Below are 6,021 nucleotides of genomic sequence, written 5' to 3'. Positions count from 1 at the left end.
TTTATGTATAAATATTGTATGTATATATCTTTCCATTTTTTATTTATACTAATTTATACTATAAGATTAGTTAAATTATATCATTTAGTCAACTATTTTAAAGTAAAAGCACACAATAATATTGTGCGCTTTTATTTATTATTTAGCTATATTTAAATTAGTAATGCCTTCATATATATTAAAACTATTTGGGCTTATTTTTCCCTCTATTCTTCGATTAGTTACGATATAATCATCTGTAATAACTAAACTCATAAACAGTGCATTATCATTTACATATCTTTGAATAGATTTATATATATCATTTATTTGAGATTCACTAGTTGCATTTTTTAAAGAGTCTATATAGTTAGTTAACTTTTCATCTTCATATCCTATACTATTAAGTATATTAGTAGCATCTGGCACTACTGATAGCTCCCATCCCGCTAGTGCTATATCATAATTTCCTTCATTCATAGATTTATTCATATCTTCATCTGAAAGTTCTTGTATAACACTTTTTATACCTATTTCTTTTAAATTATCACTTATTATATATGCAGTTTTTACCCTTTCTGCATTATTTTTATTTACTATAATTTTTAAATTTAATTTTGATATTTGTTTTTTTATTTCATTTTTTTTATCTTGTTCAGTAGTTTTTATATTTTCTATATTTTTATTATCATCTTTTTGATCTATATTTTCTTTAGTATTTTCTTTTACAATACTTTGATCATTAACTTCTTTATTATCAATATTATCAAGAGTTACTTTAGAAAGATATTCTTTAGCTTTATCATTACTATATTCTATACCTTCAATCTCTTTATCATAGTATTTTGATTTAGAATTAAGTGGAAAGTTAATTAAAGTAGCATTATTTATATATCCTTCCTCAAGTATTTTATTTTTATCTATAGAACTTATTAAAGCCTTTCTAAAATTTATATCTTTAAAAAAATCATTATTATAATTGAAAAGTAAACATTCATAATTTCTACTTTCATATGTAGTTGTCTTAAACTCTTTTTCATATAATTTACTTAAATCATCTAGTGATATTTTAGCAATGTCACTATCTAATGACATTACCATAGATACTTGTGCCTCTTCATCTGGTACAATTTCAACTTCTATATTCTTTGCAGTTTCTGAAATTTTATCATGGTAACTATCATTAACAATTAAAGATATACTTTTTCTCTCATTATATTCTTTTATTTTATATACTCCATTGCCTACCAAATTATATCTATATTCATTAATATCTTTTACACTACCTAATTGCTTTTCTGATATTATAGGAAAAATTAATGTATCTACTGAAAAAGCATACTTATTATTAAAGTTTATAGTAAATTCTTTACTATTATCTATAGATATTGATGATATATTTTCAACTAATGCATTATATGGACTATCAATATTCTTCTTTATTAAATCTACTGTAAATTTAACATCAGAAGATGTTAATAAAGTTCCATCATGCCATTTAGCATCTTTCAACTTTATATTTATACTCATTCCATCACTAGACACTTTATATGCCTCTACTAACTGAGGCACTGTATTGTAATTTTCATCTATAGTAAACAAACCATCATACACTAAGTTCATTATATAGCTAACTGATTTATTCTTATTTGTTATTGGGTTTATAGTTTCTGGCTGCATCATAGTTAAGTTTATAGTTTTAGAAGTTATTGCGCTTGGTTTACTCTCTAAAACACCTTGTACTTCTTCATCCATACTACATCCAACTAAGCTCATAACCATAGCTAAAGTAATAGCTATAATTTTAAWTTTTTTCATTAGTTTAACCTTCCTTGTTATACAACTTATTATACATTTTGTAGCTTTTAGTTATTCTTTTTACATATGTCGAAGTTTCTTCAAATGGTATTACATCTAATGATTTGCCATCTTTACTATATGTATAATCATTTAACCATTTACTAACATTTCCAGAACCTCCATTATATGCTGCTATAACTAAATCTAGTCTCCCAAATTCTCTATATAATTTACTTAAATACCAACAACCTATTTTTATGTTAGTTTCAGGATCAAATATATCTATTTCTCCTAAATTAAGTTCTTCCTTTGCCCATTCCCTTGTTATATCACTTATTTGCATAAGGCCCTTAGCCCCCTTATGTGATATAGCATCCTTCCTAAACTTACTTTCTACTTTAATAACACTATATACTAAATTTTCGTCTAAACCAAATTCTTTTGAATATTTTTGAACATGTTCTGAATATTTTCTAGGATATAATATTTTATTAATAGTATCATTTTCTATAATTAAAGAGGTAAATAATATTATAATAATAGCTAAAATAAAAAATATTTTTTTCTTAGCCACACCAATTCTCCTTCATATATAATAAAAATTCTCTTGTATTTTCTTTTAAATCTTCCATACTTCCAGAATTATCTAATATATAATCTGCATACTTAACTTTTTCATCTTGACTCATTTGAGAATTTATTCTACTTAGAGCTTCTTGTCTAGTACAATTATCTCTTTTTTGTATTCTATTTATTTGAACTTCATTATTACAAGTTATAACTAATAACTTATCTACCATCTCTAAATATCCACCTTCAATTAATAAAGGTGCATCTATTACTATTACTTCTTTATTATTTAACTTTAGCATTTCTATCTCTTTTATTATTTTTTCTTTTATTCTCGGATGTGTCAAAGTATTTAACTCAATTAACTTATTATCATCATTAAACACTATATTTCCCAAAACTTTTCGATTTAAACTACCATCTTCATTCTTTATACAATCCCCAAAATGTTCAAATACTAAGTTTAAAAGTTTTTTATCTTCAAAAATTTTTCTAGATATAACATCTGCATCTATTATATCTATATTATTCTCTTTTAATATATTAGATAGGCTGCTTTTACCACATCCTATACTACCTGTTAATCCTAATACAATCATAAAACACCTACTTTGTTTCGTACCACGAATCTCCTATATTTAAATCTACATCTAAGTTTACATCTAAACTTACTGCATTCTCCATTTCATCTTTAACTATTTTTTTAACTAAATCTAATTCACTATCTACCGCTTCTACTATAAGCTCATCGTGAACTTGAAGTATAAGCTTAGACTTCATATTGTTTTCTTCTAATTTCTTATATACATTTATCATAGCTATTTTTATAATATCTGCTGCACTTCCTTGTATAGGAGCATTCATTGCAGCTCTCTTTCCTGCATTTCTCATCATAAAATTACTAGATTTTATTTCAGGAATATATCTTCTTCTATTTAATATAGTAGTAACATATCCATGTTCACTAGCACTATCTATAATTTCATCCATAAATTGCTTTATCTTACCATACTTATTAAAATAATTTTCTATATACTCTTTAGCTTGTTTTACAGGAATATGTAAATCTTCTGATAATCCAAAATCACTTTTTCCATAAACTATTCCGAAGTTTACTGCTTTTGCATCACTTCTTTGCTTACTTGTAACTTCATCCATACTTACATTAAATACCTGAGAAGCTGTTTTTGTATGTATATCTTCATTATGTTTAAATGCATCTATCATAGTTTCATCTTGACTCATATGAGCAAGTACTCTAAGCTCAACTTGAGAATAATCTGCATCTACTAACTTACAACCATTTTCTGCTATAAATACTTTTCTTATATTTCTTCCCATCTCAAGTTTTACAGGTATATTTTGTAAATTTGGCTCTGTAGAAGAAATTCTTCCAGTTGTAGTTATAGTTTGGTTAAAAGATGAATGTATTCTACCATCTATTGGATTTATTATAGATAATAAACCTTCAACATAAGTTGAGTTTAATTTTACTATTTGTCTATATTCTATTATTTTATTTATAATTGGATTATGATCTTTTAATTTATCCAATACTTCTGCATTAGTTGAGTACCCTGTTTTTGTTTTTTTAATAACTGGTAGTCCTAATTTTTCAAATAGTATAACCCCTAATTGTTTAGGTGAATTTATATTAAACTCTTCTTTAGATATTTCATATATCTCTTCTTCAAGTTTTTTTATAATATCTTTAAATTGTGATCCTAGCTCATTTAATTTTTTAACATCTACTTTAATACCTTCGTATTCCATATCTGCCAATACTTCAACTAAAGGCATTTCAACATGATATAATAAACCATCCATATAACTATCTTTTAAATTAGCTTCCATTATTGGCATTACATTTTTTATTGTATCAATTATTTGTGATATATGAGTACTTAATTCTTCAAATTCTAAATCTTGATATTTTTTAGCCTTAACACCTTTACCTAGTAACTCTTCTTTTGTTTTTACTTTTTTAGTTAGGTATTTCATAGCTATTGCACTACATTCATATGATGTAGAAGACATTGAATCTATTAAGTATTCAGCAATAGTTATATCAAAGTATATATTTTCTAATTTTATCCCATATGGTCTAAATGCAATATAATCATCTTTTAAATTATATCCTAACTTTTTTATTTCATTACTTTGGAATATTTCTTTTAATGTAGATATTTCATCTTCAGATATATAGTATACCTTTTTTCCATCTACGCTTAAAAATATATACATTATTCTTTTATCTAAAATATTACCTTCTCTTGTTACTGTTTTTAGTATTAATTCCTTATTTTCTTTTATTTCTTTTATGAATGCATCTATATTTTCTAGTTTAGTTATTTCTAATTCTACTTCATCAACAACATCATTATTATGTTCTAAATTAGCTATTCTTGAAATTAAACTTGTGAAACCAAAACGTTTAAATTCATCTAATACATCTGATATATTATATTTACCATACTCTAATTCTTCTAACTTAAATTCTATAGGAACATCTCTTATAATTGTAGCTAATTTTTTGCTCATTATAGCTAATTCTTTATTTTCCTCTAGCTTTTTTTTTGTGCTACCTTTTATTTTATCTATATTATCAAATATTCCCTCTATACTATCAAATTCTTTTATAAGCTTTATACCTGTTTTTTCACCTATACCAGGAACACCTGGTATATTATCTGATTTATCTCCCATTAAACCCTTTAAATCTATAAATTGAGTTGGAGTCATTTCATACTTTTCAAGTACAAAATTATAATCATACTCTTCAACCTCACCTACTCCTTTTTTAGTTATTAAAGTAGTTGTTTTTTCTGAGGATAATTGTATTGCATCTTTATCTCCTGTAACTATGTATACTTTAAAACCATCATTCTCTGCTATTTTAGATACTGTACCAATTATATCATCAGCTTCATATCCATCAATTTCTAATCTATGTATATTAAATTTATCTAAAAGCTCTTTTAAAGGCTCAAATTGTTCTCTTAATTCATCAGGCATTTTTTTCCTACCAGCTTTATATTCTTTAAACTCTAAGTGTCTAAATGTAGGAGATTTCCTATCAAAAGCTACACTTATATGAGTAGGATTATATGTATCAATTATTTTTAAAAGCATATTAGTAAATCCATATATTGCATTAGTTTTTAATCCTTCTTTATTACTCATTTCTGGTAAAGCATAAAATGCTCTATTTATTATTGAATTTCCATCTATTATAACTAGCGTTTTATCCAAATGTATCACTCCTATTGTTAGTATAATTTAATTTATATCTATTATATACCAATGTCTATTATTTAATATTACCATAATATAATATGAATATTAATACCAATATATATTGCTATAGTTTTCCCTTGGTGCTATAATATTTATATAGTACATGCCGAATTGGTGGAATGGCAGACGCGATGGACTCAAAATCCGTTGGTTTAAGTACCGTGTGGGTTCGAGTCCCACATTCGGCACCACTTTAAACACTATCTATTTTAGATAGTGTTTATTTATATTTTATATGATAATAACGTTGTATTAATAGTATCATTTCTAAAATCTTATAATTACTTCTTTTAACATTATACTATTTATTTCATTAATCACAATATTTAAATATTATAAAAAAAGAGATTATGCTTAAAGCAATATAACCTCTTT

4 protein-coding genes and 1 tRNA gene are annotated in these 6,021 nt (G+C 24.9%); 1 reads left to right on the top strand and 4 read right to left on the bottom strand.

Features of this window, described 5'->3' with window-relative positions:
• Nucleotides 1–138 precede the first annotated feature (138 nt).
• Genes G3997_RS01825 through polA form a run of 4 tightly spaced genes read right to left on the bottom strand, consistent with a single transcriptional unit; the run spans nucleotide 139 to nucleotide 5,601 of the window.
• Nucleotides 139–1,797 (bottom strand): ABC transporter substrate-binding protein, encoded by a 1,659-nt coding sequence (locus G3997_RS01825; protein WP_296647166.1) that lies wholly within the window; start codon nucleotides 1,795–1,797, stop codon nucleotides 139–141.
• 4 nt (nucleotides 1,798–1,801) lie between these two features.
• Entirely contained in the window at nucleotides 1,802–2,353 is a 552-nt protein-coding gene (locus G3997_RS01820; protein ID WP_296647163.1) for a lytic transglycosylase domain-containing protein, read from the bottom strand.
• Nucleotides 2,346–2,948: a dephospho-CoA kinase gene (coaE, locus tag G3997_RS01815; RefSeq protein WP_296647161.1), complete on the bottom strand. Its 603-nt coding sequence runs from the start codon at nucleotides 2,946–2,948 to the stop codon at nucleotides 2,346–2,348. The genes G3997_RS01820 and coaE overlap by 8 nt, the downstream gene beginning before the upstream one ends.
• A gap of 7 nt (nucleotides 2,949–2,955) precedes the next feature.
• Complete coding sequence (gene polA / locus G3997_RS01810) at nucleotides 2,956–5,601, bottom strand: DNA polymerase I (RefSeq protein ID WP_296647160.1); 2,646 nt, start codon at nucleotides 5,599–5,601, stop codon at nucleotides 2,956–2,958.
• 150 nt (nucleotides 5,602–5,751) lie between these two features.
• Between polA and G3997_RS01805 the strand changes: the two genes are divergently transcribed.
• Nucleotides 5,752–5,837, top strand: a tRNA-Leu gene (locus tag G3997_RS01805).
• Nucleotides 5,838–6,021 lie beyond the last annotated feature (184 nt).

This window comes from Romboutsia sp. 13368 (assembly GCF_018336475.1).
In the GTDB taxonomy this organism is placed as follows: Bacteria; Bacillota; Clostridia; order Peptostreptococcales; family Peptostreptococcaceae; genus Romboutsia.
Note: the sequence above shows the minus strand (reverse complement) of the source record. Positions and strands in the feature narration are given on the sequence as shown.

Excerpts from the sequence above, each read along its gene's own strand:
- coaE (WP_296647161.1), bottom strand. The coding sequence starts at position 2,948 with ATGATTGTATTAGGATTAACAGGTAGTATAGGATGTGGTAAAAGCAGC.